Source organism: Neobacillus sp. 114 (assembly GCF_030127045.1).
In the GTDB taxonomy this organism is placed as follows: Bacteria; Bacillota; Bacilli; order Bacillales; family Cytobacillaceae; genus Neobacillus; species Neobacillus rhizophilus.
The window spans coordinates 3,126,295-3,151,642 of the sequence record NZ_CP126144.1 but is presented as its reverse complement, the minus strand read 5'-3'; the positions used below and the strand labels follow the sequence as shown (position 1 = coordinate 3,151,642).

The following is a 25,348-nucleotide window of genomic DNA, read 5'->3' as shown; positions in this document are numbered from 1 at the left end:
GCGGGTGATATTACCTGTTTGAAAAAAGCTGCCCAGCGGGGGAGCTTTTTTCGTTGAAATCACAGGTTATTGGCCTTGTTGATTTCGCAGGGATTGTTCAGCGTAAGCAACGAGACGTTTGGTCATTTCGCCGCCGACTGAACCATTCGCTCGTGCGGTCGTATCAGCACCAAGCTGCACTCCAAACTCGTTGGCGATTTCTTCCTTCATTTGATCCAGAACATTGCCTGCACCAGGAACCAATAGTTTGTTTCTAGCCATGATACATCACTCCCGACGAAGTTTTTGAGCAAAATAATTGCTCGTGTATAACATTTCCCAAATCGAAATATACAATTCGTCAAAAAAACCCCATCAAATCGACAAAACAACATAATATTCGACTATTGACAATATTCTGAAAAATAAGTATTCTATATATGAAAACAGTTTCCATATATGAAATTCGATTTTATATATGAATACAGTTTTTATATATGAACACAATTAAAAGCAAATAAAATAATCAATCAGTTGAAATGTGTGGTGGAATAATGAAAGCAGAAGAGGTTGACCAAAAATATTCGGCCCCGGCAGTTGTTCAAGCATTTGAGATTTTAACATTTTTGGGGAAACCAAAAAACAAAAAGTCTACTTTAACAGAAATAAGCAATGGAACCGGTCTAAATCGATCCACGTGCTATCGGATTCTTCAAACCTTAGTCACCCTGAAAATACTCCTCTATAACGAAGAAACAAAAAAATTTTCATTAGGTCCCTATTTGATCGTCTTAGGAAACCGTGCCTCCGATTTAATAGATTACATGACAATTGCCAAAGATTACATGGTGAAAATTAGTCGATTATCAGAGTCAACCTGCAGTTTAATTCAAAGGATTGGTGATGAGTGGGTTTACATCGAGAAAACCATCCCAAACTCACCCCTTAGCATATCAATCAATGTAGGACAGCGCTTTTCCCTCAATGCTGGTGCATCAGGAAAGTTATTTTTAGCCTACATGCCAGAAGAAGAAAGAAATGGAATACTCGATCGCATTGGTTTAAAAAAATATACGCAGTATACGACGATTGAAAGAGATAAGTACATTAGCGAATTGGCTGGGATTCGTAATCAGGGTTATGCGGTTAGTGTAAATGAACATATTGAGGGAATCACAGGATTGTCGTTTCCCATCGAAAATAAACTGGGAGAGCTTGAATTTGTGATAACCGTTTTTATTATCAGCCATTTAAAAAAAGAGGAAAATTTTACTCAACTTATAAATGAAATCAAACAGATTACAAAGGAATTGTCTTCATTTTTTTAATATAAAGGTTTCATATTTATAGTCTGATTGGCCCTAATTTTAAAAAAAGAGGTGAAAGCTTATGAACAAAATCGAAATAATAAATTTGACCAAGGTGTTCGGAGAAAAGCCACAAAAGGCAGTAGAAATGCTTAAAAACGGGGAACAAAAGGATGAAATATTAAATAAAACAGGAATGACCGTAGGGGTAAATCAGGTTTCCTTGTCGGTAAAACCAGGTGAAATTTTTGTTATTATGGGGCTTTCAGGCAGCGGCAAATCTACTTTAATAAGATTGATTAATAGATTAATTGAACCCACCGCCGGTGAGGTTTTTATCGATGGACAGGATATCACCAAGATGGATAAGACAGCCTTGATTGAAATGAGACGAAAAAAGCTGGGGATGGTTTTTCAAAAATTCGGCCTGCTTCCACACCGTTCTGTGTTGAATAATGTCGCCTATGGGTTGGAAATCCAAGGGGTAAAAAAGCCGGAACGAGAAGCGAGAGCGATGAAAATTATTGAGGACGTAGGACTGAAGGGCTATGAAAAAAGCATGCCAAACCAGTTGAGTGGCGGCATGCAGCAGCGTGTCGGTTTAGCCCGTGCATTGACAAGCGATACTGACATTTTATTAATGGATGAAGCCTTTAGTGCTCTAGACCCGATTATCCGTAAAGAAATGCAGGATGAACTGTTAAGGCTGCAAAGCAAAATTGGAAAAACCGTTTTATTTATCACTCATGACTTAGATGAAGCCCTGAAGCTCGGCGACAGGATCGCCATCATGAAGGACGGAGTGATCGTTCAAATCGGAACACCTGAAGAAATTTTGGCCAATCCTGCAGACAGCTATGTAGCTAACTTCGTCCAAGACATCGACCGTTCTAAAGTTTTAGTAGCATCCCATGTGATGAAAATACCGGAGGCCGTTATGTTTTATCATGAAGGATCTCAGGAAGCGGTTAGGAAAATGGAGGAATCCGGTTCACCGATTATTTATGTAGTTGATAAGGAAAAGAACTATCTTGGGTTATTAACAATTGATAATGCCATTAAAGCCTTTAATGAAAATCTTCCATTGGAAAGAGTTCTATTTGAAAGCGCTCTATCAGATCCTGATACTCCGTTAAATGACTTAATTGGTCTTGCCGCTAATGCAAAATATCCAATTACCGTCGTAGAAAATGGGAAGTTAATGGGGATTATCTCACGTGTTTCTATACTTTCGGGATTGGTGCTTGGGAAAAACAACGATCGGGTGGTGGTCTCAGCATGAACTATTTCAAATTACCTTTAGAGGAGTGGACCAACACATTTATTAATGATTGGTTTCTTCCAAATATGAGCGGTTTTTTTGATGGGATCAGCAATGTATTTCAATCCTTTATTGATATGATTACGAAGCTTTTAATCGCTGTTCCGCCCGAAATCATCGCGATTATCCTCATTATTTTGGCATGGAGAATCTCCGGAAAAGGACTGGCGCTGTTCACCTTGGTGGGTTGTCTTTATATGGGTTCTGTCGGAATGTGGGAAGCGGCGATGCAAACAGTTGGGATTATGATTGTTTCCACAATTGTTTCTGTGTTTATAGGTGTTCCACTAGGAATCCTTAGTGCAACCAGTAAGGGTGTTGATAAAGTTATCCGTCCTATACTAGATTTCATGCAAACCCTGCCTATTTTCGTTTATTTAATTCCATCAATTCTTTTGTTCGGGCTTGGTGGTGTACCGGCGGTTATTGCTACCTTCGTGTTTGCCGCCCCGCCAGCAGTAAGAATGACCAGCTTAGGGATTAAACAAGTTCCAGCTGAAGTGGTGGAAGCTTCGAAAGCTTTTGGGTCGACTACAACACAATTATTGTTTAAAGTTCAGCTTCCACTGGCAATGCCAGCAATTATGGCAGGTGTCAACCAGACCATCATGTTGTCATTATCGATGGCGGTCGTTTCTTCTATGATTGGTGCTCCAGGGCTGGGTTCCTCCGTATTGCGGGGAATCGCAACTGTGAACGTTGGTCTCGGTTTAACCGCCGGATTAGCCATCGTTGTACTAGCGATTATTCTCGACCGGATTACGCAAAGCTTAGGTCAAAAAACCAAATTTTAAGGAGGAAAAAAGATGAAAAAGGGATTGCTAGGTTTTATCATTGCCATGTTACTCTTGTCTGTTGTAGGCTGTTCATCCTCAAGTACATCAGGTCAAGAAAAGAAAAAGGATGCAAAAGAGGATAAAAAATCAATCACGATTACTTTTGGTCTCACCCCATGGAGCAGTACGGTACCGCCTACTAAAGTTGCTAGTCTTATTTTAAAAGATATGGGATATACCGTTAAAGAAATGAATGCCGATGCCGGAAGCGTCTATACAGGCTTATCCCGAGGAGATATTGATGTGTTTATGGATTCCTGGATTCCTGCACATACTCCTTATCTGGATAAATACAAAGACTCAATTGAAGACACTGCTGTCAGCTATAAAGATGCCGCAACAGGCTGGGTTGTCCCGAAATATTTGAAAGACATTAATTCAATTGCTGATTTGAAGGGAAAAGAAAGTGAATTTAAAAATGAAATGTATTCCATAGAAGTAGGAACAAGTGCACAAAAAACCATTGATGAAATGATTAAAGCTTACGGCTTAAATTTGAAACAGGTCAATTCTTCTGAAGCAGCAATGCTCGCTGAAGCCATGCGCAAAATGGCGAAAAATGAGCCCGTTATCTTTTTTGGCTGGCGTCCTCACACAATGTTTAACAAATTCGACATTAAAGTGTTAAAAGACGATAAAAATTTTGTTCCGGCTTCTGACGTGCACGTTATCACGAACAAAAAGCTGAAAGAAACTGCCCCAGATGCCTATAAATTCTTAAGCAATTGGAGCATCCCTATTGATGATGTAGAAGAGATGATTGCTAAAATTGAAAACAAGGAAGACGCTGAAAAGGTTGCCCAAGAGTGGATTAAGAACAACCAAGATAAAGTAAAAGAAATGACCGGAAAATAAGACATGAATTCTTTCTGTGCTGACTTGTTATGAGTCAGCACAGAGTTATTTTTACTGTCTAAAGCACTTACAATAAATAAATAAATATGGGCAAGGAGAGAGGGATTTGGAAATGAATCAAATTTTGGTGGAGAAAAATGTTCCTTGTACGTTAAGAGACGGAACTGTTTTGTATGCTGATATTTATCGTCCAAATAAGGAAGGTAAATTCCCAGTACTACTAACCAGGCACCCTTACAACAAAGATTTGCCGTTTTACTCCCATCGTTATTTGGATACAAACCGCTTGGTTCAAAATGGTTATGTCGTCATTAACCAAGATGTAAGGGGACGGTATAATTCAGAAGGAAACTTCTACCCGATGATCCATGAAGCGGAAGATGGCTATGATACGGTTGAATGGGCTGCAAAATTACCTTTTTCAAATGGGAAGGTAGGTATGTTCGGATTATCCTACTATGGATTCACACAATTATTGGCGGCATCAGAACAGCCGCCACATTTACAAGCAATCGCTCCCGTAATGACCTTAAGCAATCGTCGTGACACTACATTTACGGAAAGCGGAGCATTTCTTCTTGCTTCCTCAGAAACATGGGGGCTTGAATCGCTGGCTCCGGATGAAATCAAACGGAAATACAAAGACCCTGCGCTTATTGAAGAAAAGATGAAGCAATTAGCGCACTTTTATAACAATATTAACGAGTGGTATCGATTCAGACCGGTTAAGGACTGGCCGCCGCTGAAAGAGCTCGGAGTTGCTGCAGCATTCTATGACTCATTAGATGAAACAGTAAGAGAAGAACTTGGCGAAAGAATGAGTATATCTCATAAATATCATCAGTTTACGGTGCCAGCGTATCATATTGCTGGCTGGTATGATAATCTCCTTCCATCGACGATTAAAAACTATCAAGGAATGTCGGAAAACGCCGCCACATCTGAAGCGAGAGAAAATCAGAAATTAATGATCGGCGCCTGGGGACATGGAGTGTATACATCGACCCTTGGTGAACGGACTTTCGGCCTTCATGCTGCAGGTGACTGGATTGATTACAAGGAAGATTTGACGGGATTACATCTGCGCTGGTTTGATTTTTGGTTAAAAGGAATAGACACAGGGATTGTGAATCAAGCACCGATAAAAATCTTTGTCATGGGCATTAATGAGTGGCGTGATGAATATGAATGGCCATTAGCCCGGACAAATTATAAGCCTTTCTATTTACATAGCGAAGGGAAGGCCAATACGAGGTTTGGTGATGGTGTGTTATCTTGGGAAAAGCCTGGGAACGAACCGAATGATCAGTTTTTTTATGACCCTGAAAATCCTGTTCCAACGAAAGGGGGGGGAACATTATTTGCTGGGGCTCATACGTATGGTCCTCAAGACCAACGGAGAATTGAAGAACGGGAGGATGTCCTTGTTTATACATCACAGCCTTTAGAACAGCCATTGGAAGTGACAGGTCCAATCAAGGCAAAGCTGTGGGTCCAAACAGATGCGGTTTCTACAGACTTCACAGCAAAGTTGATAGATGTCATGCCAGATGGTACAGCCTATAATCTTACTGATGGAATTGTTCGTTTGTCAAATCAAACAACGGGAAATACCGTCGAAATCGAAATTGATATGTGGGCTTCCAGCAATGTGTTTCTGCCAGGTCATTGTATTAGGGTGGAGGTGTCCTCTAGCAATTTCCCGCGCTATGATGCGAATTTAAATACAGGAAAAACGATGATTGATAGTCTTGAAAGTAAACTTGCTCGGCAAACCATTTTCCATCAGGAGGAATATCCATCCTATTTGTTGCTGCCGGTTATTGAGATAGAAAAATAAATGTAATTTCTGTCATTTGACTGTGCAGCCTGCTTTTTCTTCACATTAGACATTTAATCTGAGGTGCTTCATTTGTTAGAAATCTTTTTAATCTTATTATTGCAGCTAATTTATGTACCGTTACTTACACTTCGAATCATATTCTTGGTTAGAAATCTCACCGCCCTTGCTGCCATCCTAGGTATGGCGGAAATGCTCGTTTATGTATTTGGGTTGGCTTTAGTCTTTAATGGAAGTCAGAGTATATTAGCGATGGTTGTTTATGCAGTTGGATTTGGCATAGGGATCATTTACGGGACAAAAATAGAACAAAAATTGGCAGTAGGTTATATTATTTTCACGGTCAACACCCAAACAAAAAACATAGAACTAATGGAAACGCTCAGAAACAATGGGTTTGGAGTTACCTTGTTTGTTGGGGAAGGACGTGATGGGGAACGTTATAAAATGGAAATTTTCACGAAACGGAATCGAGAAAAGGAATTAATCTCCATGATTGAAAAATTTGAACCGCACGCTTTTATTGTATCCTATGAACCTAGGTTTTTTAAGGGAGGATATTTACTGGATCGGAGAAAAAATCAAAAAATGAAAACCGGCTAGCTGCTAAAATAGCAGCTGGTCTTTTTTATTTAAAAGGGTCAGTCCCCGGTGCTTTAGTATAAAGCGATGGGGGCTGACCCTTTTTATCGACTTATTTTTGGCTTACTAATTCCTTATTTGAAGGTACACTAGCTTCGGCCAAATAATCATGAACTACCTCTGTGCGTGGGAGAGATAGGTCAGTAAGGATATGAGAAGCAGAAACAATTTCTAGCACAGGAAAGTCTGCCAGCGGTGCAAGCGCATGAGCAAATAGCTGCAGGCGGGCAGGGGAAGTCCATGCACCTTTGATTGTAATGTCCTTAATCTCTCCTCGCACCAACTCACAAATACGAGGCTTTCCATTTTGTCCCCGAATAAGCTTAAGCATATAGTACGGCTTACAAATTTCTTCACGAGCCGCTTCTAAATCGATTTGCTGATGCTTATAACCCATCGTCGCGGTTGCTACTCGTAAAGTTCCATAGTCCAAAGTACCTACAAGCGTGTCGGAATCTATGTATAAACTTGGTTTGCCCAGTTTCTTTGGATACGCTCCAACTTCACGGCCTGCAGCAATGGCTGGATGATTATCCACATACATACAGTGTACATAGTCGCCTTTTTCACCATTGTAATTAACTTGAATGACTTGACCACACTCCGTGTAAGAGCCCAGACCAGTCACATCCGGCATCCGGATGACCTCAAACTTCACAAGCGGCTCATCGATTTCAAGCGGTTCTGGTACTACCTTTCTCAAAGCCTCGATGTCAGTACGATAGACAATGTTTAAGTATTCGCGATTATTAAATCGATATGGCCCACGTGGAAAAGCTGGTGCATCCAACGGTGTGGAGATTTGTTTTGCAACTTCTTCTAACTTCATTTCAAACATCCTTTCAATAAATAAATAGTTATGTAAAATATTTAAATAATAAAAACCCTTTTGGAACTAAAAATCGAATAACAATACAGTTATTATTGTACATGCAATAATAGCTTTGTCAACGAAATTAGCAGATTACTCAAAATTTTTGGATTTTTGTCGAAAAAGCACGAAAATATTGTTATGACAATGTTTTGTGATGGTTGTATTATAATAATGACACTCTTTGATGCTAACTGTGTTTGGAATAATTCGAAAAAAATTATTATTCTTAAAGGAAAAAAATATTATTTAAATTTCAATTGACAGAAAATTACCTCTTGTCTTATTATTTAATATGATAACATACCAACCGGTTAGTATGTAAATAGAAAACAGTAAACTCATAAGGAGAATGCAGGATGAACGATACGATTGAACAGATTCAAACGAAGGTGCAATTCTTAACAGCAGACGAGGCAATCGGAAAAATTCCCGAAGGTTCCAGTATTATGGTAGGGGGATTCGGTTTCCCTGGTATGCCGCGTCATCTTTCGAGGGCGTTAGTTAAACGGGAAGAGCTCCGAGATCTTACCCTAATCACAAATAGTCTTGGAAGTGTGTCCATTCTGAATGATTTGTTTGAGCAAAATCGCATCAAAAAAGTAGTAGGAAGTTTCTTTTCAACAAATAAGGAACTTGTGAAAGCGAATCGTGAGGGAAGTGTTGAAATCGAGTTATTGCCGCAAGGGACATTTACAGAAGCGATTCGTTTAGGCGGCGCAGGGATTCCGGCATTTTTTACCCCAACAGCTGCGGGAACTGATCTGGCACGCGGGAAGGAAACACGTACATATAACGGACGGGAGCATGTCCTTGAGCAATCGCTGACTGCTGATGTAGCTATTATCCGTGCCCATAAGGCTGATAAAGCGGGTAATCTTGTCTATAAAAAGACAGCACAAAACTTTAACCCAGCGATGGCGACAGCAGCCAAATTAACGATTGTGGAAGTAGACGAAATTGTGGAAATTGGTGAATTAGATCCTGATAAGATTGTAACACCATTTATTTTTGTTGATATCGTTGTCAAAAGGGAGGAAGTGTAAGATGAGCTATTCTGTTAAGCATTATATAGCATGGCGTTGTGCTCAGGAGTTATCATTAGGTTGTGTGAATCTTGGAATTGGAATCCCAACCCTGGTGGCAGATTATTTGCCAAAGGGAGTTGTTACACTGCATTCCGAAAACGGTATTCTGGGTGCCGGACCAGAACCTGGACCAGATTTTGTTGTAGATCCAGAAAACATGGATTTAGTAAATGCTTCAGGTGTTCAGCCAATTACCGCACTGCCGCATGCTTCCTACTTTGATAGTTCTCTATCATTCTGTATTATGCGCGGCGGCCATCTTGATGCCACTGTTATCGGGGCGTTGCAGGTTTCTGAAACCGGTGATATTGCTAGCTGGGCAGTTCCAGGAAAGGATGTTCTTGGTGTAGGGGGCGCAATGGACCTTGTTGTTGGAGCAAAACGTGTGATTGCCGCGATGACGCACCTATCGCCTAAAGGAGAACCGAAAATCCTTCCGGAGTGTACATATCCTTTAACTGCAAAAAATCGCGTCGACACAATCGTTACTGAGTATGCTGTCTTTAAATTCCGAGAAGGGAAGCTTTATCTGGTAGAAATGGTGGATGAACTTACTTTCGAACAGTTGAAGGAAATGACACCTGCTTCCTACGAAATTGCAGATGATTTCAAATGGGTAAAGAGAGATTCCACTCCAGAAGAGCAACTTGTTTTAAAGTAGAAATTTGGTGTCAAAAACAACATCATATCAATGAAGAAAGGAACCTCGAATGGGTTCCTTTCTTCATGGTCTCTTCCGCTTGTAATTGTTTGGGGTGGGGAGGAGGCTATTTTGCATAAAAGTTTTCTGTATAGTAAGGGTGCGACTCGTTATTAAATGCGACGCCTACACCAAGATATCGATATCCTTCACGCAAAATATTTTCCCTGTGGCCGAGCGAGTTCATCAGCCCTTCATGTGCAAAAATACTGCTGAATTGTCCATAGGCAAGATTTTCTCCGGCCAACCGAAAAATAATATCGTCTTGTTTCATTCGATCAAACGGAGATTGGCCTTTAAGATTCGTGTGGTCAAAATAGTCATTCACAGCCATATCCGAGCTGTGCTTTCGCGCCGTTTCTCTCACATGATCATCCCATGTCAGGACAGGAAGCTGATGATTCACCCGAGCAGCATTGGTTAAATCAAACATTTGGTACTCAAAGCCCTCTTTTAATTCAGGACTTGCTTTCGTGTAAAAATCAGCCTTCTTATCCTCAATGTCTTTTCTGATCATCTGCATTGCAGTTACCGTATTGCCCTCGTGTTTATCATAAAAAATGGTCACATACGCATTATCCTGCAAATATACATCATAATCCCTGTCTTCCTCAAACTGATAGACATATCGTCCTTTTTGAATTTGCTTTAGAGGATTGCCCAGGATTGTATGAACCTCGTCCTTTGGGCTTCCGCGCTTAATTCCATTTGTAGAAGAGATTAAATCTTGATCTGTATATACCCCTGAAGCTTTATTGTTTTCATCGAACATCACCATAAAAAAATTATGGTAATTATTGTGGTAGGCGTACCAATCGCTCCCATACTCATTAAGGGAAGACCGTTTGGCTGCTCCTACATTCATCTCAATTTGTTCCTTTGTCTGGCCTAATTCAATATTTGATATAGAAAAGAGTTGTTTGTCAGGTGTTTGCAGCTCAATTTTTTCAATCGGTTCTTCTTTTTTTGGTGTCTTTGGAAGTTCTTCCAAGTTTAGGTTTAACTGTTTTAGCAGCTGTTCAACTTGGGCAAATATTTGACCAATCGCTGACATGATTTCCGGAATATTGACCTCTGATTGGATTTTATCGATTGCTTGCACCTTATCGGTATGGTCTAATTTTTGTTCAATTAGCGGGGCTGAATAGTTAAATAAAAATAATAATGAAATAATAGCTAATATTCGAGTCAAATTTCTCCACCTCCATTACTAATCACATTCTCGCCAATCCTACTGTTATCTATAAGTGTCTCTATGGGTTTAGTACCTATTTTATCAGAAAATGTTGCAAATTAGCTTATTCTTAATTTTTTGGTACGTTCATATCATAAAATTAAAAAGGTTGGACAAGGTGATCATTATTTTTGAGAAATTATTTGCTACATTGGTTGGAAGTCTGCTGCTAGGTATTGGGGTAAATGGGTTCTTTATTCCTAACCATTTAATCGATGGAGGTATTTTAGGAATCGCCCTAATTATGTATTACTTTTTTAAATTTCAAACGGGGATTTCAATGATTTTATTAAGTCTCCCTATTTGTTTTTTGGCCTTACTTAAAGAGAAGGCATATTTTTTAAACAGTATTCAAGGGCTGCTAGTTTCTTCATTATTTATTGATTTACTTGCACCGCTTCGAGACGAATTTTCCGTTTCGAGTTTGACAGGTGCGATAGTTGGAGGAGTCATCATCGGAATTGGAGTAGGACTTATGCTCCGTCATAAAACAAGCACAGGGGGTACGGATTTACTCGCTAAACTTATATCGAGAAGCTTTTCAATCAATCTAGCACTAACCATTATTTTCATAGATGGGCTGATTGTTTTGGCTGGATTCACCGTTCTAGATGTTCATCACTTTCTTTATTCATGTTTGGCCATTGTCACTGTAGGGATTATCACAGCCTTAATTGAAGGTTATTGACTTTATGTTAATTGGTTAATGTAAAAATAGAGAATCATCTCTATTAATGGTATATTTTAATAATGCTGAATCAAAAAAGGCTAAAAGCGAGAACTTAATAAAAATTAGCTATAACAAAAAGGAGAATATATCATGAACGACATGAAAGAAACACCGCATATCAAACCGAATGGTGTTGAAATTGCGGAAACCATCCTTTTACCGGGTGACCCATTACGGGCAAAATTTATTGCGGAGACGTATTTAGAAAATGCTCAGCAATTCAATTCCGTTCGGAATATGTTCGGATATACCGGAACGTATAAAGGGAAGAAAATTTCCGTCATGGGGACAGGAATGGGAATGCCAAGCATGAGCCTCTATTCCTGGGAACTGATACATATTTTTGGGGTAAAAAATTTAATAAGGATTGGAACCTGTGGAGCCATTCAAGATCATATGAATTTGTATGATCTCGTATTGGCAATGGGGGCTTCGACCGATTCCAGATATGTCCACCAATACAATCTACCAGGTGAATTTGCCAATATTGCATCCTTTGAATTATTGGACAAAGCAAAGAAAGCGGCCGATCAAAAAGGGCTCCCGGTGCATGTTGGAAATATCCTGACCAGTGATATCTTCTACAATGCTGACCCAACCGCACTGGAAAAGTGGCAGAAGATGGGGATTCTCTCAGTGGAGATGGAGACAGCCGGACTTTATCTGAACGCTGCCTATGCAGGGGTAAATGCCCTGACGATCCTAACAGTAAGCGACCACATCCTTCGCCGTGAACAAACAACCCCAGAAGAAAGACAAACCGCCTTTACAAACATGATGGAGGTTGCGCTGGAGTTGGCATAAAACTAAAAATGAAAGGTGTCAGGTACTTAGTCCTGACACCCTTTTTGAGGTCAAGGTAATTATAGATTAAGTCATTGTGGATAGGTTGTTACCAGGGTAGATACGTCCAGCTTCAGCGCCCTAGCGGCTAGTGTCCTTCGCTCTCCGCCCTACGATAAGTCAACATCGAATCGCTAACGCTCTTCGTGTTTCCTTTATCTCAGTTGGAGAGCTCCAGGCCATACGCCGCTGAACAGGACGCTTGCGCTTTTGTTATTACCAACCAGCGTATTGTTTGACTAAATCCATATTGATTTTTTGCTCCTGAAGATCGGAAAAAGATTGATCCAAAATGGAGATTGCCAGGTCAATTTCCTCCTTGGAGATAGTAAGCGGAGGAGTGATTTCAATAACATTGCTGTTGATTCCGACATAAAAGACTAGCAGACCCAGTTCAAAGCATCGATAACAAATAGCGGCTGTTTTTTCGGCAGCAGGGGCTTTGGTATGTCTGTCTTCTACTAATTCGACTCCAATGGCAAGACCTTTTCCACGAACATCGCCAATCCATTCGTACTTTTCTTGAAGCTTCTCCAGCTGCTCCAAGAAGTATTCTCCGTTAACACGTGCATTTTCTATTAATCTTTCATCCTCGATAATTTGCAGTGTTTCCAGGGAGGCAGCACTGCAAACAGGGTTCCCGCTTGTTGTAAACATATGAATACCTGTACCTACATCAAGAATTTCTTTTCTGGCCACTACTGCACTGATGGGCAGACCGCCGCCAAGGGATTTGCCGAGGACTACGGCATCCGGAACCACATCATAGTGATCAAACGAAAACCATTTTCCCGTTCTTCCTAAGCCAACCTTCACTTCATCAAATATTAGACTAATCTCATAACGCCTGCACAACATTTCTAGCCGCGGCAAAAAGTCCTCAGGGGGTACAATTAAACCGCCATCACTTTGAATTCCTTCAATAATGATTCCTGCTGTTTGTTCAGGCGGACAGATCGTTTTAAACACTTCTTGTTCGAGGTATTGCAGCACTTGGTCTGTTAATCGAACCGTCTCCCCAAAGGGTGGCCTGTATGGATTTGGATAAGGGATTTTGATCACATTCCCACTTCCGATAAATTGCGATTGGGCAGGATGTCCTGAGAGGGAAAGGGAGCCCATGGTCTGTCCGTGATAAGAACCCATAAAAGAAATCATTCGCGTCCGGTTTTTTGCCAGCGGAACGAGCTTGGCGATACAATCATTGGCGTCTGAACCAGAATGACCCAGCCAAACTTTTTTAGGAAAATCACCTGGGGTGATTTTGATAAGTTTTTCTGCAAGAGAGACTATTGTAGGTTCTGGTGCAGAAAGCTGGGAGGTAAACGATAAGCTCTCATATTGCTCCTTGAGTTTGCTGCTGACCCTAGGATGTCCATAGCCAATTCCTGCAACGGCCCAGCCCGCTGTTAAATCAAGATATTCCGCACCGTTTTGGCTGGTGATACGAGTTCCTTTTGCTGATTGAACAGCAATCGGGAAAAAGCGGATTTTTAAACTGTTGGCAATCACTTGATCTTCGGCTTTTAAAAAGGTCTGGCTCAAAATTGTTCCCCCTTTTATGAATAAATAAGATATTTTTTCAGCTTGTAATTTAGATTTTGCCTTGAAATACCAAGCTGTTCTGCCGCTTTTGTAATGTTTCCTCCGGAATGGTTCATCGCCTGTTCAATCATGCTGCGTTCGAGTTTTTCAATTTGCTCGGGCATGCTTCCTAATAATTGGACGGATGGTTCTTTTGCTAAAGATTGTTCACTATGTTGAATTTTATTTTTCATGACCGGCGGTAAATGGTCAAAGCCGATCGTGTCTTCGTCATAAACAAGATTTAAGCAGCCTTCGATAACATGCTCGAGTTGTCGGACATTTCCAGGCCAGTGATAACGGTAAAAGAATTGGTAAACTTCCGTTTCTAATCCGTTTACGGATACATCCAATGCCTTGGCGTGTTTTGCGATAAAGTGGTGAGCCAGTGTCCGGATATCGTCCTTTCGATTTCGTAAAGGTGGAATCACAAGATTGACCACCCCAAGACGATAATATAAATCCTCCCGAAGCCTACCTTGGGATATCGCCTCAAGAGGCTCTTCATTCATGGTTGCAATCACCCTAACATCAATATCAATGACTTTTGCTGACCCCAAACGCTGAACTTTTCGTTCCTGCAGGACTCGAAGTAGTTTAGCTTGGAGGTTCGGGCTCATCGAATTAACTTCATCCAGCAAAAGGGTTCCACCCTGTGCCTGTTCAAATAAGCCAGCTCGATCCACTGCACCGGTGAAACTTCCTACAGTCGTTCCAAAAAGGAGGCCTTCGAGAAGGGATTCCGGCAGAGCTGCGCAGTTTTGAGCAATGAAAGGATTATTTTTCCGCGGGCTTTCATTATGGATGCTTTGAGCGAACAATTCCTTGCCTGTCCCGGTTTCACCAATGATCAGGATATTTGATTTAGACCTCGCTGACCTTCTGGCTTGTTCGATGGTTTGAGCCATTTCCCGGCTTGAAAAAACAATGTTTTCAAATTGAAAACGGGTATGATTCTTTTGTAACGCCGGGGTTGACGGGAGGGATGAAGGACTCTTTGTTTGTTTCTGAAGCTCCATAATGGTATCAGCTAATTGTTTTTGTTCTGTAATATCCTTCGAAATTTCCATTGCTGCAGCCCTTTGTTCTCCAAGTAGCAGCGGAACGGTTCTTACAAGAGTCGTAACCGGTTTCCCGTTTGTTGTGAAATGTGTTTCTCGATGATTCAGTGTTCTTCCTGTACGAACGGTCGTCAATAGTGTACTTGTGTGTTCATCCACATTCCAGATGTCATGAACCCGTTTATTTCTAACTGCTTCCGGTTCTAAAGAATCCACTTCCCCAGATTTGCGATTGTAAAAAAGAATCTTACCGTGTTCATCAATAACACAAATCCCTTGTTCAATCTGGTCAAGGATAACGTCAAATAATTGCCTGACTTTATTCATATCATTAATTTGTTCCTGTAGCTGTTGACCATGAGTGATGTCTTTTAAAAATAAATAGTAGGTAACACTTTTATCCATGTTTTCATGGCAGCCAATATTCCCGACAAACTGCTTGGTCCCCAAAGAAATCGGGATCCCCGTTTTTCCCTTTTTCTGAAAGCACTTCTCAAATTCTTCAGAAGGAATAAGTTCAAATACAGAAGATCCGATTAGGGTGGAGGGACTGCCTTGAAATAACCTTGCCGCTGGGCGGTTTAAGGAAATAATTTTTCCATCTTCATTGATTACCATCATACAATCAAAGGTATGATTCCAAACTTCTTCTAATATTGGATGCTGATCAACATTCAATTTCATCACCTGTCTAACACGAAAAATAATTAGCGAAAAATTTTTGTCGCTTTAATAAAGGTAAATGTCCCATTTTCAAAATATTATCATAATTACAGCAGGCGCAAAACATATATTTTGAATTTTAGTAAAAGTGAAAAAGAATGACCGAAAAATATTTTTCGGTAGAAAAAATTTTTTCTCGGAAATTATAGCCTTTGTTAATAAGGAATTTTATTTTTTACCTGTTATAATAAGGATTTTTGAATTATTTTCTGAATTTTAAAAGTTGGCACGAAATTTGCAAGAATTTCGACATACAACAAAGGAGGGAATCAAATGAGAGTATCATTAGAGGACTGTCAAGCGATTGATGTCCATGCACATCCATATATAGCCAATTCGGAGCCTTATACACCGGATGAGTTTGTAAGAAAGCTGTCGCTTGCTGTCATTCCGAATCAAATTCCAGAAAACTATCAGCGGGTTGCTAAACAGCCATATCCGGGAAGTAACATGTGGGTGCAAATTTTGATTCAGCGTTTAGCAAAATATTTTTCATGCGAGCCGACGCTCGAAGCTGTTGTGGAACAGCGAAATATGAGGGCAGTAGATTTCAAAAAGTATACACGGGAGCTTTTTCAGGATGCCAATATTACCGGAATCGTTGGGGACTTTGGGTATCCGCAGCCACCACTTTTGAAGTCTGAATATGCAGATTTATGCGGAGCGCGAATCTGGGAGATTTATCGAATTGAACCAGTGATGGTCCGTTTAAGCGAAGAGTGCCAAACATTTGTAGAATTTCAAGAGCAGTATCGTTCAGATTTAGCAAATGAGTTGAAAAAAGCTGGGGTAGTGGGTTTAAAGTCGATTATTGCTTATCGCAGTGGTCTTGAAATTGCGCCTATGAATGAACAGCTTGCTGCCGAAGAATATGCAGAATTTAGAGCTAACACAAGGGCAACGGTGAAAAGCTTTCGCGATTATTGCTTGCATGTTGCCATGGAGGAATGTACTTCATCGGATAAGGTTATGCATATTCACACAGGTGTTGGAGACGGTGAAGTGGTGCTGACAAAAGCAAGCCCTAGTTTTTTATTAGATATGCTAAGAGATGAGAAATATCAAGATACAAAAGTACATCTAGTTCACGGGGGCTATCCTTGGGTGGAAGAAGCGGCATTCATTGTCAGTATTTTACCTAATGTTTATATGGATATTTCCTTGCAGAATCCATTCAGCGGCCACGGGGTCAAGCGAATAATTTCACAAGTATTTGAATTTGCGCCATTTGATAAGGTGATGTATGGTTCAGACGCCTTTACGGTACCGGAAATGAACTGGCTTGGCGTTCATTTATTTAAGGAGTGCTTCGAGGAGGTATTAACCTCTTGGGTAGAATCCGATTATATGGATGCCGAAACAGCAAGAGTCATCGGAGAAATGGTCCTATTCCGTAATTTTGAAAATGTTTATCAGAAATATTTAAAGGGGGCGATTGGATGAGCAACAATAATCAATTAGGGCTTGAATCACAGAAAAAGCTTGGCTACTGGTCAATTTGGGCACTGGGTGTAGGTGCCGTTATTGGCGATGGGATTTTTCTATTAATGGGGCAGGGGATTGCGACCGCGGGACCTGGAGCGATTCTAGCCTATGGTGTAGCAGGATTGTCGCAGTTGTTCTTAATGATTGCGCTAGGGGAGCTGGCTGTCGGAATGCCGACTGCAGGAGCCATGTCTACATGGGTTGAGCGCTTTATGGGAAAATGGTGGGGCTTTTTGTCTGGTTTCACCTTTGCACTCGGCTGGGTTATTGCCGGTGGAAGTGTTGGGCTCGCATTAGGAAAAATTACCATGTGGTTTTTCCCGCAGCTAAAAGGTGATTTATGGCCAATGTTTTTTGCCATTTTCTTTATTACCCTTTTTGCTGTACTGAATATTCTTGGAACAGAAATCGCTGCCAGAACACAGTTGATTCTCGTCGTGATCATGACCCTCGTCATGGCTCTTTTCTCGATCATCGGCATCAAAGATATGAACTTTGAAAACTTCACACCATTTTTGCCACACGGAATGGATGGGTTCTGGTCAGCGATTCCACTTGGAACCTACGCTTATTTAGGTGCAGTTACGCTGGCAACTGCTGGAGGAGAGGTAAAAAATCCAAAGGATCTGCCAAAAGCGTTAATTTGGTCTAGTTTAACTTTCCTTATTTTGTATTCAGCAGCACAAGCTGTATTGCAGGGATTAATTCCATGGGACAAAATCACCATGGATAGTTCTCCATTTACTGAAGCTGCAGGAATGGTATTTGGTGTTGCCGGTGCCTACATCATGAATATGACCGCATGGATTGCGGCAGCTACCTGTATTTTAATGGGTACACTTTATGCATCATCAAGGATTTTTTATGCACAGGCAAAGAGCGGATTTTTACCTTCCTTTTTTGCGTATGTTCATCCAAAGACTGGTACACCTGTTTACGGAATTATCGTGGTTTGGGCGTTGTCAGTAGGATTAGTCGTTTTAGGGGTGTTGAATCCTGATTTCCTATATGTTGAACTTTCTACTCAATTGGTTCTAGCCTGGTTGGTTTCTTGGACATTGGCACTTATTGCTGGAATTTTATATCGAAAGAAAGCTCTGCAAGAGGTAAAACAGCTTCCTTGGAGACAACCTCTCTATCCGTTATTCCCGGTTCTTGGCTTCGTGGGAATTGGAATCGTCTTCTACGGAACCTTTGTCGGTTCGCCAATGACCTTGGTTCGCGGCGCAATAGGCATGGTAGTCCTGTATGTGCTATTTAAGTTATTTAATAAATCTAAAAATCTATCAAACACTTCAAGTAAAGATACAACAATGTAAGGGGGCATTCAACAGTGCTTACCAAAAAGGAATTAGAAGTACAAAAAGACCTTGAAACAAAACTATATGAAATACGCCGTCATCTCCATCAGCATCCTGAACTTTCCTTTCAGGAGCATGAGACCTCTCGCTTTATTGCTTCCTGTCTGGAAGAGTGGGGGATACCTTATCAAGATATTGGTGAAACTGGTATTTTCGTAGATATTATCGGGGAAAACGGCGATGGGGCACATATTGGAATTAGGGCGGATATTGACGCCCTTCCGATCCATGAACAAACCGGTCTCGATTTTTCATCGAAGAACCCAGGGGTTATGCACGCTTGCGGCCATGACGGCCATACGACGATTCTCCTTGGAACGGTTTATCAGTTATATCATTTAAGGAGCCAATTGTCAGGGAGAGTCCGCTGCATTTTTCAGCCAGGAGAGGAAGCAGATGGGGCGGCCGAGCAGCTTATTAAACTAGGAGTCTTAGAAAATCCGTCTGTTGATGCCATGCTGGCTCTTCATTTGTGGCCTCACCTCCCGCATGGGACGGTCGGTGTAAAATATGGAGCAATTACCGCTTCCTGCGACGATTTTGAAATTATTGTAGAAGGAAAAGGCGGCCATAGTGCACGGCCTCATCGAGCGACCGATGCGATTACGATAAGCTCGCAGATTCTTCAAGCTTTGCCAACGTTAGTCACAAAGGCAAGCAATCCGGTGGAGCCTGTTGTGGTCCATGTTGGAAAAATTGGCGGAGGAACTGCCAGCAATGTTGTCGCAGACAAGGTAGTAATGGAAGGGACAACAAGGGCAGTTACAAGAGAGACTCGAAAAAGACTAGCTGCACAAATAACAGAAATGTGCCAGAATATCGCCCAAGTCTTTGGCGGTAAGGCAATCGTCAACTATAAAGAGAGCCATCCTCCGGTTATCAATAGCGATTGGGTGACGAAAGAATTGGAGGAAGGTGCAAAAGAGCTTCTCGGAACGGAAAATGTGTTCCAATTGAAGGAGCCATCGATGGGTGCGGATGATTTTGGGGCTTTTGCCGAAAAAGTTCCAAGTACGTATTTTAGGCTGGGAGTCGCTCAGGAGGGGAAACCTGCATTTGATTTACACCATCCGCAATTTGAGTTTCATGAATCGATCATTCCCGTTGGGGTCGAGCTATTCACCCATGTCATTATGAGAAGATTGCATAAAGGAGTCGAATAAATATGATAACAAAAGAACAGGTACTAGATATTGTCGCGAAAGAAAAGATTGAATTTATCCGTGTGGAATTTCTTGATTATGCCGGCGTAACGCGCGGAAGAACGATTCGTCCGGCACAGCTTGAGGATGCAATGGAAAAGGGAGTCAATTTTAGTACAGCCATTATGAGCTTTGATACATTTGACGAGTATATTCCGAATCCTGCCTATGGTCCGAATGATGGAGATTTCTTCGCAGTACCGGATCCGAGCACTTTTGCTATCCTTCCTTACCGAAAGAATACTGCCCGCATGCTGTGTGACTTAGTTGATATTAATGGGGAACCATGGCACGGTTGTCCAAGAGGTGCGTTGAAACGGTTATTAAATGAGGTAGAAACGCTCCTAGGCGGAAAAATGTACATGGCTTTTGAGCAGGAGGCTTACCTTTTAAAGGACCAAGGTGGACAGCTTGTTCCTGCCGATAACAGCCATTGTTTCTCGTCCGAGGGCGCCGATTTGCAAGAGGATTTCATCCAAGACTTTGTTTATTCCCTTGAAGGCATGGGAGTTAAAACTGAGCAAATCTCAAGTGAATATGGCCCTGGCCAGCTTGAAATCAATTTAAAATACACCAACGCTTTAAAAGCGGCAGATGACCAAGTCACTTTCATGCATTTATTCAAGCAGATTGCCCGCGATAAAGGAATGGTTGGGACATTAATGCCTAAGCCCTTTCAACACTTAGCCGGCAGCGGACTACATGTCCATATCAGCCTGTACGATGAGGCTGGTGAAAACCTTTTTGAAGATCCGACAGACCAACGCGGACTTGATATGTCCGAAAAAGCTTATCAGTTTATCGGAGGACTTTTGAAGCATGGTTCTTCTTTAATAGCAATTGGGGCACCAAGTGTTAATTCCTATAAAAGAATGCAGCCTGGTTCCTGGGCACCGGCCCATATTTGTTACGGCTCAGGAAATCGTTCGGTATTGGTACGTATACCAGAGAAAAGAAGAGCTAGACGTTTCGAATACCGCGGTGCGGATGGAACGTGCAACCCGTATCTTTTAGCAGCTTGTTTGGTAGCGTCAGGTTTAAGAGGTATTCAAAACCAGCTTGATCCAGGCGAACCAGTTGATTTCGATGTAAGTGCTGCATCCGATTTCCAATTGAAGGAAAGAAATATTAGCTGGGTGCCAAGAAGCTTAAAGGAAGCGGTTGATTATTTGGCACAGGATTCCGTGTTGGCCCAAACCATCGGCAGATCGATTTGGGAAGAATTTATCAAGATTAAGAGAACAGAATGGGACAAATATTCCCGCTATGTAAGTGAGTGGGAACGAAATCTTTTTTCTGCCAGATTTTAAGAAACCTCTTAAACAAAGCAAGGGAGAAGAAAATTGAGAATACATTATCTACAAAATGACCCATTAGCCACATTAGGTTTAATTGAAGATTGGGCTTTGGAAAGAAATTATTCTTTATCATGCACGATCGTCTATGAAAATGAAGCATTTCCCTCGATGAACGATTTTGACATGCTGGTGATTCTAGGCGGGAGAATGGGAGCATATGAGGAAGAGCTTTATCCGTGGCTTGTATACGAAAAAAACTTTATTAAAGAAGCAATCAATCAGGATAAAAGGGTGCTGGGGATTTGTTTAGGTGCACAGCTTTTGGCTGATGTTTTAGGCGGTAAGGTATATCCCCATACCCATCAGGAAATCGGCTGGCATCCAATTGAGCTAACTCCTGAAGCGGGAGAAGTACCACTTTTTAATGGAGTACCTTCCACATTTCATGCGTTCCAGTATCACGGGGATACTTTTGAACTTCCAAAGGGAGTCAGGAACCTCGCACATAGTGAAGGGTGCAAGAACCAGGCGTTTGCTTTTGGGGAAAGGGTGGTTGGACTGCAGTTTCATCCTGAATTTTCTGAGGAGATTATTGAATTCCTTCAGGGTACCTTTGGAGATCAAATCACACCTGAAAGCTATATCCAAGAACCCGTAACATGGATAAAGCAGAAGGAATCAATCGATGGAGCTAGGTCTGTATTATTTACGTTGCTAAATAATATGGAAGCGGGATTTTTAAAAAAGTTTCATAAATAAATACAACTGACTATGCAAGCACTAATTATGTTAATAGTGCTTGCTTTTTTATTGACCAGGTTTTGATTTTTATAAATGGAAAATATTTGTATCCAGAGGTCCTTAAGAGATATTATAATCATAAGTAAAACTATTTCAATGGAGATGTTGGTATGAACATGGTAAGACCACCTTGTTAATTCAAACAACTTAAAATCCGTCCACCACCTTAGCTATTTGTAACGATTAAATACAAATAGTGGAGGAGTGGCTAAATGGATTTTAATAAAAATGTTCATAAACTGTATTTCATTGTATTTTTTCGGAGTTTAATTCCTGCGTATGTAATCGAAAGGTTGTTTTGGCAGGAGCGGGGCATGACGGTGTTGATGGTTGTTTTTTGTGAAATCATTTATGCCGTCACGATTGTCGGCTTAGAGATTCCAACGGGGATATTGGCTGATAAGTTTGGCAGAAAGGCCATGCTTGTTATTGGATCCTTTTTATCCATGCTGGAATTTATCATTCTTCTGTTTGCCTTTAACTTTTGGACTTTTGCCTTAGTCGTGTTTCTTGCCGGGATTTCAAGTGCCTGCCGGAGTGGATCATTGAATGCTCTATTATATGACACGCTTAAGGTGACTAACGAGCAAGAATCATTTGAAAAAATAGTTGGAAGTCTGAATTCGCTTGATTTTTTCGGGGCAATCCTGGCAGCACTTTCAGGGAGTGCATTGGCTAAATATTATGGATTTGAGCTTAACTATATTCTTTCCGCGGCAAGCATGCTAATTGCTTTTGGAATGACTGTTGTTTTAAGGGAACCTCCGTCTAAAAAGCTGCTCGTAGATAAACAGACCAAAACGGTTGGATGGCGGGAATATTTTGTTAGCGCAATAGCTTTCTTTAAAAACAAACCTAGATTACTTGTGGTTATTACACACGCTATGGCCATTTCTGCTTGTGTGAAATACTTGGATGAGTTTTGGCAGCTGTATTTGGATGAGATCGGCTTTTCCGTCATATTTTTTGGATTGTTTTCTGCATTGATTTCACTTGCTAGGATTCCGGGGAATCTAATAGCGGCATATTTAAAAAATTATTTTCGGACGGAAACCATCATTCTTTACGTTCTTGGGGTCACTGCCTGCGGGTTTATTTTTAGCGCCATGTTTCCCGGCTGGTTGGGTGTTGCGATGCTAATTTTCGTTTTTTTGGCAAGCGGGGTGGTGGAACCTATTGTATCAGGGTACCTTCACCATAGCGGTAGTTCCGAAATCAGAGCAACAATTGAATCCTTTCAATCATTAATAGAGAGAGGAATTACCTTCATCGTCGGTATTGGCTTTGGCTTAATATCATCAAATATCTCGGTAATTGCAGGATTCAGCTTTCTAGGGGCTGTTACCTTCATTTTCTTTCTTTTATTTTTCAAAAAATATAGAGGCAAGTCTTCGTAGGTAACCTTTTGTTGTTTGTAATTATGTTATGTCAACTTATTTTCTCATTCATTGCTATGGAGTTATAAAATTTTCCATAATAACACACCATAAAAGTGGAGGTGAAATTTATGGAAAAAGAGCATAACCAAATTTCCGAAAACCCATCAAAAGAAACAGACAATGAAGCTATTATGAATAGAGTGAATCAAACCTTCGATAAAATTTCTCAAGATGTTAAAGAGATGATAAATGAAAATAACAACCAATTGTCATGAAGAACGCCAGAAATGGCGTTTTTTTGTATATGTCGTGTTAATACATTCATTATTGAATATGATAAATTAAATTTATAAAAAAATTTTTAACCCCGTATCTTTTCGTCTCCCCATATCCGTTTAAAGTGTAGAGAGTGCAAAAAGGAGTGAAAACCATGTTACACAAGCTTAACTCAAAGATTAATGAATCTGCTGAACAGACAGATTTATTTTGGAAGGATCATTACCAGAAGCTTCAGCAGTATTGTCACTTTCTTACTCAAAACTCGTGGGATGGGGACGATGTTGCACAAGAAACTTTTCTCAAAGCCTTAAAGTATGAAAATCAACAGCAGAGGGTAACGCCCGCCCTGTTAAATAAAATTGCTCATAACCACTGGGTGGATGTCATTCGAAAAAGAAAAAAGGAAAGCATTCAAGAGGAAACTGAATTTGCCGGAGCTTTCCACAACGCAACTCTGGATGAGATAAATAATACTGTTGAGATGCTCATCAATCATTTCACCCCAAAGCAGTCGATTATCTTTTTATTAAAAGAGGCCTTTCAATATCAAATAAAGGAAATTGCAGAAATCCTATACACATCAGAAATGGCGGTAAAGGCTAATTTGCACCGAGCGAAAAATCGTCTTGGAAAATTAAAGGACGAAGACCAGTCCCTGACTGCAGAAACATATTGGAATATCGATGAACGCGAGCAATTAGCAGAACTCTTTTATGAAGCATTAAAGAGCGAAGATCCAACGCTTCTTATTGAAAGGCTACCTTCTTTTATCAGCGAAATTCCAAAAGCAAAGTTTATTCAAACTTTCTCTCCTTCAAGCACTCTCTGTATGGCTGCTTAGCCAAATTGCTTAAAAGGAGACGGTTATAATGAATACCATTCCATATGTGATTGAAAACACGAATCGCGGCGAACGATCCTATGATATATACTCGCGCTTGTTAAAGGATAGAATTATCATTATTGGCGATGAAATCAATGACCATGTGGCCAACAGCGTGGTAGCGCAGCTTTTATTTTTAGCTGCGGATAACCCCGAGAAAGAAATTTCCCTTTATATTAACTCTCCGGGAGGATCAACATCAGCTGGATTCGCCATCTTTGATACAATGCAATATATTCAGGCGGATGTCCGCACCATCTGCACCGGAATGGCAGCATCGTTTGGAGCCATGCTGCTCCTGGCTGGAACAAAAGGGAAACGATTTGCCCTGCCAAACAGCGAAATCATGATCCATCAGCCATTGGGAGGAGCTAGAGGGCAGGCAACCGAAATCGAAATATCTGCCCGACGTATTTTAAAACTCCGCGAGCACATTAATCAAATCATCGCTGAACGTACTGGGCAGCCAATTGAAAAAGTGGCAAAAGACACTGATCGTGATTTCTTCATGAGCGCCGAAGAAGCCAAAAAATATGGGATAATAGATGAAATTTTATATCCGAAGCGTTAACAAAAACCGCCTGGACGACAAATTAACGGGTTTACTTTAAAGGTGAAAACGTTTTAAAACACATAGGAAAACGCACTTGAATACCCGATATAATTCACAGTGCGTTTTTTTTGATTTATCAATATTTCGGCAGCCTTTTGTTGCTTATTTTGTACTAATTCACATTGTAAATCACACGGTATGAAACAATTATTATGGGGTGGTGAATTATTTGCGATTTAGTACGTGGATTATGTTGATATTTAAAATAAGCGGAGATTTTTCGGTTAGACTTCAGAATAGACTCGGTTCGGTGTATATAAGCGGAGTTTTTCCGATTAAGTAAAGAAAAATTACCCATTTTCACGTTTTTTGAGTCAATAGTCGGAATATTTCCGCTTATTTAAGCTATTTTCAGTGCTATTTCCTAATTAAGAGAAATTTCTCCGCTTATTTATCAAACTCGCTTTAGCGTCTAATGACTTGTACAACATAC

Annotated in this window: 24 protein-coding genes; 19 read left to right on the top strand and 5 right to left on the bottom strand. The window is 40.7% G+C overall.

Translation table 11 applies throughout. The features are described 5' to 3' along the window. Positions 1-66: 66 nt before the first annotated feature. Complete coding sequence (locus tag QNN06_RS15400; RefSeq protein WP_026576247.1) at positions 67-261, bottom strand: alpha/beta-type small acid-soluble spore protein; 195 nt, start codon at positions 259-261, stop codon at positions 67-69. Positions 262-533: 272 nt separating this feature from the next. On the opposite strand from QNN06_RS15400, the gene QNN06_RS15395 reads away from it, so the two are divergent. From QNN06_RS15395 to QNN06_RS15370, 6 genes are all read left to right on the top strand, one after another. Then, positions 534-1,307 (top strand): IclR family transcriptional regulator, encoded by a 774-nt coding sequence (locus QNN06_RS15395; protein ID WP_284037851.1) that lies wholly within the window; start codon positions 534-536, stop codon positions 1,305-1,307. 61 nt (positions 1,308-1,368) lie between these two features. Continuing rightward, complete coding sequence (locus QNN06_RS15390) at positions 1,369-2,568, top strand: quaternary amine ABC transporter ATP-binding protein (protein WP_217034764.1); 1,200 nt, start codon at positions 1,369-1,371, stop codon at positions 2,566-2,568. Further along, positions 2,565-3,401, top strand: coding sequence for an ABC transporter permease (locus QNN06_RS15385; RefSeq protein ID WP_217034762.1), 837 nt, complete (start codon positions 2,565-2,567; stop codon positions 3,399-3,401). The genes QNN06_RS15390 and QNN06_RS15385 overlap by 4 nt, the downstream gene beginning before the upstream one ends. Before the next feature lie 12 nt (positions 3,402-3,413). After that, the gene (locus tag QNN06_RS15380; protein WP_213115530.1) at positions 3,414-4,298 is read left to right on the top strand and encodes a glycine betaine ABC transporter substrate-binding protein; all 885 of its coding nucleotides are present in this window, start codon (positions 3,414-3,416) and stop codon (positions 4,296-4,298) included. Positions 4,299-4,410: 112 nt separating this feature from the next. Beyond that, positions 4,411-6,138, top strand: coding sequence for a CocE/NonD family hydrolase (locus QNN06_RS15375; RefSeq protein WP_284037930.1), 1,728 nt, complete (start codon positions 4,411-4,413; stop codon positions 6,136-6,138). Between the two features lie 72 nt (positions 6,139-6,210). Beyond that, positions 6,211-6,741 (top strand): DUF2179 domain-containing protein, encoded by a 531-nt coding sequence (locus QNN06_RS15370; RefSeq protein ID WP_213115531.1) that lies wholly within the window; start codon positions 6,211-6,213, stop codon positions 6,739-6,741. A gap of 91 nt (positions 6,742-6,832) precedes the next feature. On the opposite strand, the gene QNN06_RS15365 is transcribed toward QNN06_RS15370, so the two are convergent. Next, a complete protein-coding gene (locus tag QNN06_RS15365) occupies positions 6,833-7,609 on the bottom strand; it encodes an acetoacetate decarboxylase (RefSeq protein WP_213115532.1) in 777 nt (258 codons plus the stop codon). 401 nt (positions 7,610-8,010) lie between these two features. On the opposite strand from QNN06_RS15365, the gene QNN06_RS15360 reads away from it, so the two are divergent. Next, the gene (locus tag QNN06_RS15360; RefSeq protein ID WP_213115533.1) at positions 8,011-8,697 is read left to right on the top strand and encodes a CoA transferase subunit A; all 687 of its coding nucleotides are present in this window, start codon (positions 8,011-8,013) and stop codon (positions 8,695-8,697) included. A 1-nt stretch (position 8,698) separates the two neighbouring features. Next, positions 8,699-9,400, top strand: a complete 702-nt coding sequence (locus QNN06_RS15355; protein WP_213115534.1) for a 3-oxoacid CoA-transferase subunit B — start codon at positions 8,699-8,701, stop codon at positions 9,398-9,400. A 106-nt stretch (positions 9,401-9,506) separates the two neighbouring features. Here QNN06_RS15355 and QNN06_RS15350 read toward each other — a convergent pair whose 3' ends face one another. Continuing rightward, positions 9,507-10,631 carry a CAP domain-containing protein gene (locus tag QNN06_RS15350; RefSeq protein WP_213115535.1) on the bottom strand — a complete coding sequence of 375 codons (1,125 nt, stop codon included), beginning with the start codon at positions 10,629-10,631 and terminating at the stop codon, positions 9,507-9,509. Positions 10,632-10,791: 160 nt separating this feature from the next. Between QNN06_RS15350 and QNN06_RS15345 the strand changes: the two genes are divergently transcribed. Continuing rightward, positions 10,792-11,361: a YitT family protein gene (locus QNN06_RS15345; protein ID WP_307851961.1), complete on the top strand. Its 570-nt coding sequence runs from the start codon at positions 10,792-10,794 to the stop codon at positions 11,359-11,361. A 132-nt stretch (positions 11,362-11,493) separates the two neighbouring features. After that, positions 11,494-12,207, top strand: a complete 714-nt coding sequence (gene deoD / locus QNN06_RS15340) for a purine-nucleoside phosphorylase (RefSeq protein WP_217034751.1) — start codon at positions 11,494-11,496, stop codon at positions 12,205-12,207. A gap of 255 nt (positions 12,208-12,462) precedes the next feature. Here deoD and QNN06_RS15335 read toward each other — a convergent pair whose 3' ends face one another. Together QNN06_RS15335 and QNN06_RS15330 are read right to left on the bottom strand one after the other, a co-directional pair. Next, positions 12,463-13,791: an aspartate aminotransferase family protein gene (locus QNN06_RS15335; protein ID WP_213115538.1), complete on the bottom strand. Its 1,329-nt coding sequence runs from the start codon at positions 13,789-13,791 to the stop codon at positions 12,463-12,465. A gap of 14 nt (positions 13,792-13,805) precedes the next feature. Then, positions 13,806-15,569, bottom strand: a complete 1,764-nt coding sequence (locus tag QNN06_RS15330) for a sigma 54-interacting transcriptional regulator (protein WP_249366377.1) — start codon at positions 15,567-15,569, stop codon at positions 13,806-13,808. 318 nt (positions 15,570-15,887) lie between these two features. Here QNN06_RS15330 and QNN06_RS15325 point away from each other — a divergent pair, with 318 nt between their 5' ends. From QNN06_RS15325 to clpP, 9 genes are all read left to right on the top strand, one after another. Further along, complete coding sequence (locus QNN06_RS15325; protein WP_284037850.1) at positions 15,888-17,057, top strand: amidohydrolase family protein; 1,170 nt, start codon at positions 15,888-15,890, stop codon at positions 17,055-17,057. Next, positions 17,054-18,418: an APC family permease gene (locus QNN06_RS15320; RefSeq protein WP_213115540.1), complete on the top strand. Its 1,365-nt coding sequence runs from the start codon at positions 17,054-17,056 to the stop codon at positions 18,416-18,418. The genes QNN06_RS15325 and QNN06_RS15320 overlap by 4 nt, the downstream gene beginning before the upstream one ends. Before the next feature lie 14 nt (positions 18,419-18,432). After that, entirely contained in the window at positions 18,433-19,623 is a 1,191-nt protein-coding gene (locus QNN06_RS15315; protein ID WP_284037849.1) for a M20 metallopeptidase family protein, read from the top strand. Positions 19,624-19,625: 2 nt separating this feature from the next. Beyond that, entirely contained in the window at positions 19,626-20,972 is a 1,347-nt protein-coding gene (locus QNN06_RS15310; protein WP_284037848.1) for a glutamine synthetase family protein, read from the top strand. A gap of 33 nt (positions 20,973-21,005) precedes the next feature. Further along, entirely contained in the window at positions 21,006-21,719 is a 714-nt protein-coding gene (locus QNN06_RS15305; RefSeq protein WP_249366378.1) for a type 1 glutamine amidotransferase, read from the top strand. Between the two features lie 254 nt (positions 21,720-21,973). Beyond that, the gene (locus QNN06_RS15300) at positions 21,974-23,158 is read left to right on the top strand and encodes an MFS transporter (RefSeq protein WP_284037847.1); all 1,185 of its coding nucleotides are present in this window, start codon (positions 21,974-21,976) and stop codon (positions 23,156-23,158) included. 110 nt (positions 23,159-23,268) lie between these two features. Next, positions 23,269-23,415, top strand: a complete 147-nt coding sequence (locus QNN06_RS15295) for a hypothetical protein (protein ID WP_213115544.1) — start codon at positions 23,269-23,271, stop codon at positions 23,413-23,415. A 155-nt stretch (positions 23,416-23,570) separates the two neighbouring features. Further along, the gene (locus QNN06_RS15290; RefSeq protein ID WP_284037846.1) at positions 23,571-24,260 is read left to right on the top strand and encodes a sigma-70 family RNA polymerase sigma factor; all 690 of its coding nucleotides are present in this window, start codon (positions 23,571-23,573) and stop codon (positions 24,258-24,260) included. A gap of 28 nt (positions 24,261-24,288) precedes the next feature. Beyond that, positions 24,289-24,873, top strand: coding sequence for an ATP-dependent Clp endopeptidase proteolytic subunit ClpP (gene clpP, locus QNN06_RS15285; RefSeq protein WP_213115546.1), 585 nt, complete (start codon positions 24,289-24,291; stop codon positions 24,871-24,873). The last annotated feature ends 475 nt before the right edge of the window (positions 24,874-25,348 follow it).

Bases quoted from the DNA above. Each gene is read 5' to 3' on its own strand.
- clpP (WP_213115546.1), top strand. From the start codon at position 24,289: ATGAATACCATTCCATATGTGATTGAAAACACGAATCGCGGCGAACGA.
- QNN06_RS15355 (WP_213115534.1), top strand. From the start codon at position 8,699: ATGAGCTATTCTGTTAAGCATTATATAGCATGGCGTTGTGCTCAGGAG.
- QNN06_RS15325 (WP_284037850.1), top strand. From the start codon at position 15,888: ATGAGAGTATCATTAGAGGACTGTCAAGCGATTGATGTCCATGCACAT.
- QNN06_RS15300 (WP_284037847.1), top strand. From the start codon at position 21,974: ATGGATTTTAATAAAAATGTTCATAAACTGTATTTCATTGTATTTTTT.
- QNN06_RS15290 (WP_284037846.1), top strand. From the start codon at position 23,571: ATGTTACACAAGCTTAACTCAAAGATTAATGAATCTGCTGAACAGACA.
- QNN06_RS15365 (WP_213115532.1), bottom strand. From the start codon at position 7,609: ATGAAGTTAGAAGAAGTTGCAAAACAAATCTCCACACCGTTGGATGCA.
- QNN06_RS15310 (WP_284037848.1), top strand. From the start codon at position 19,626: ATGATAACAAAAGAACAGGTACTAGATATTGTCGCGAAAGAAAAGATT.
- deoD (WP_217034751.1), top strand. From the start codon at position 11,494: ATGAACGACATGAAAGAAACACCGCATATCAAACCGAATGGTGTTGAA.
- QNN06_RS15380 (WP_213115530.1), top strand. From the start codon at position 3,414: ATGAAAAAGGGATTGCTAGGTTTTATCATTGCCATGTTACTCTTGTCT.
- QNN06_RS15295 (WP_213115544.1), top strand. From the start codon at position 23,269: ATGGAAAAAGAGCATAACCAAATTTCCGAAAACCCATCAAAAGAAACA.
- QNN06_RS15390 (WP_217034764.1), top strand. From the start codon at position 1,369: ATGAACAAAATCGAAATAATAAATTTGACCAAGGTGTTCGGAGAAAAG.
- QNN06_RS15400 (WP_026576247.1), bottom strand. From the start codon at position 261: ATGGCTAGAAACAAACTATTGGTTCCTGGTGCAGGCAATGTTCTGGAT.
- QNN06_RS15385 (WP_217034762.1), top strand. From the start codon at position 2,565: ATGAACTATTTCAAATTACCTTTAGAGGAGTGGACCAACACATTTATT.
- QNN06_RS15360 (WP_213115533.1), top strand. From the start codon at position 8,011: ATGAACGATACGATTGAACAGATTCAAACGAAGGTGCAATTCTTAACA.
- QNN06_RS15320 (WP_213115540.1), top strand. From the start codon at position 17,054: ATGAGCAACAATAATCAATTAGGGCTTGAATCACAGAAAAAGCTTGGC.
- QNN06_RS15375 (WP_284037930.1), top strand. From the start codon at position 4,411: ATGAATCAAATTTTGGTGGAGAAAAATGTTCCTTGTACGTTAAGAGAC.
- QNN06_RS15395 (WP_284037851.1), top strand. From the start codon at position 534: ATGAAAGCAGAAGAGGTTGACCAAAAATATTCGGCCCCGGCAGTTGTT.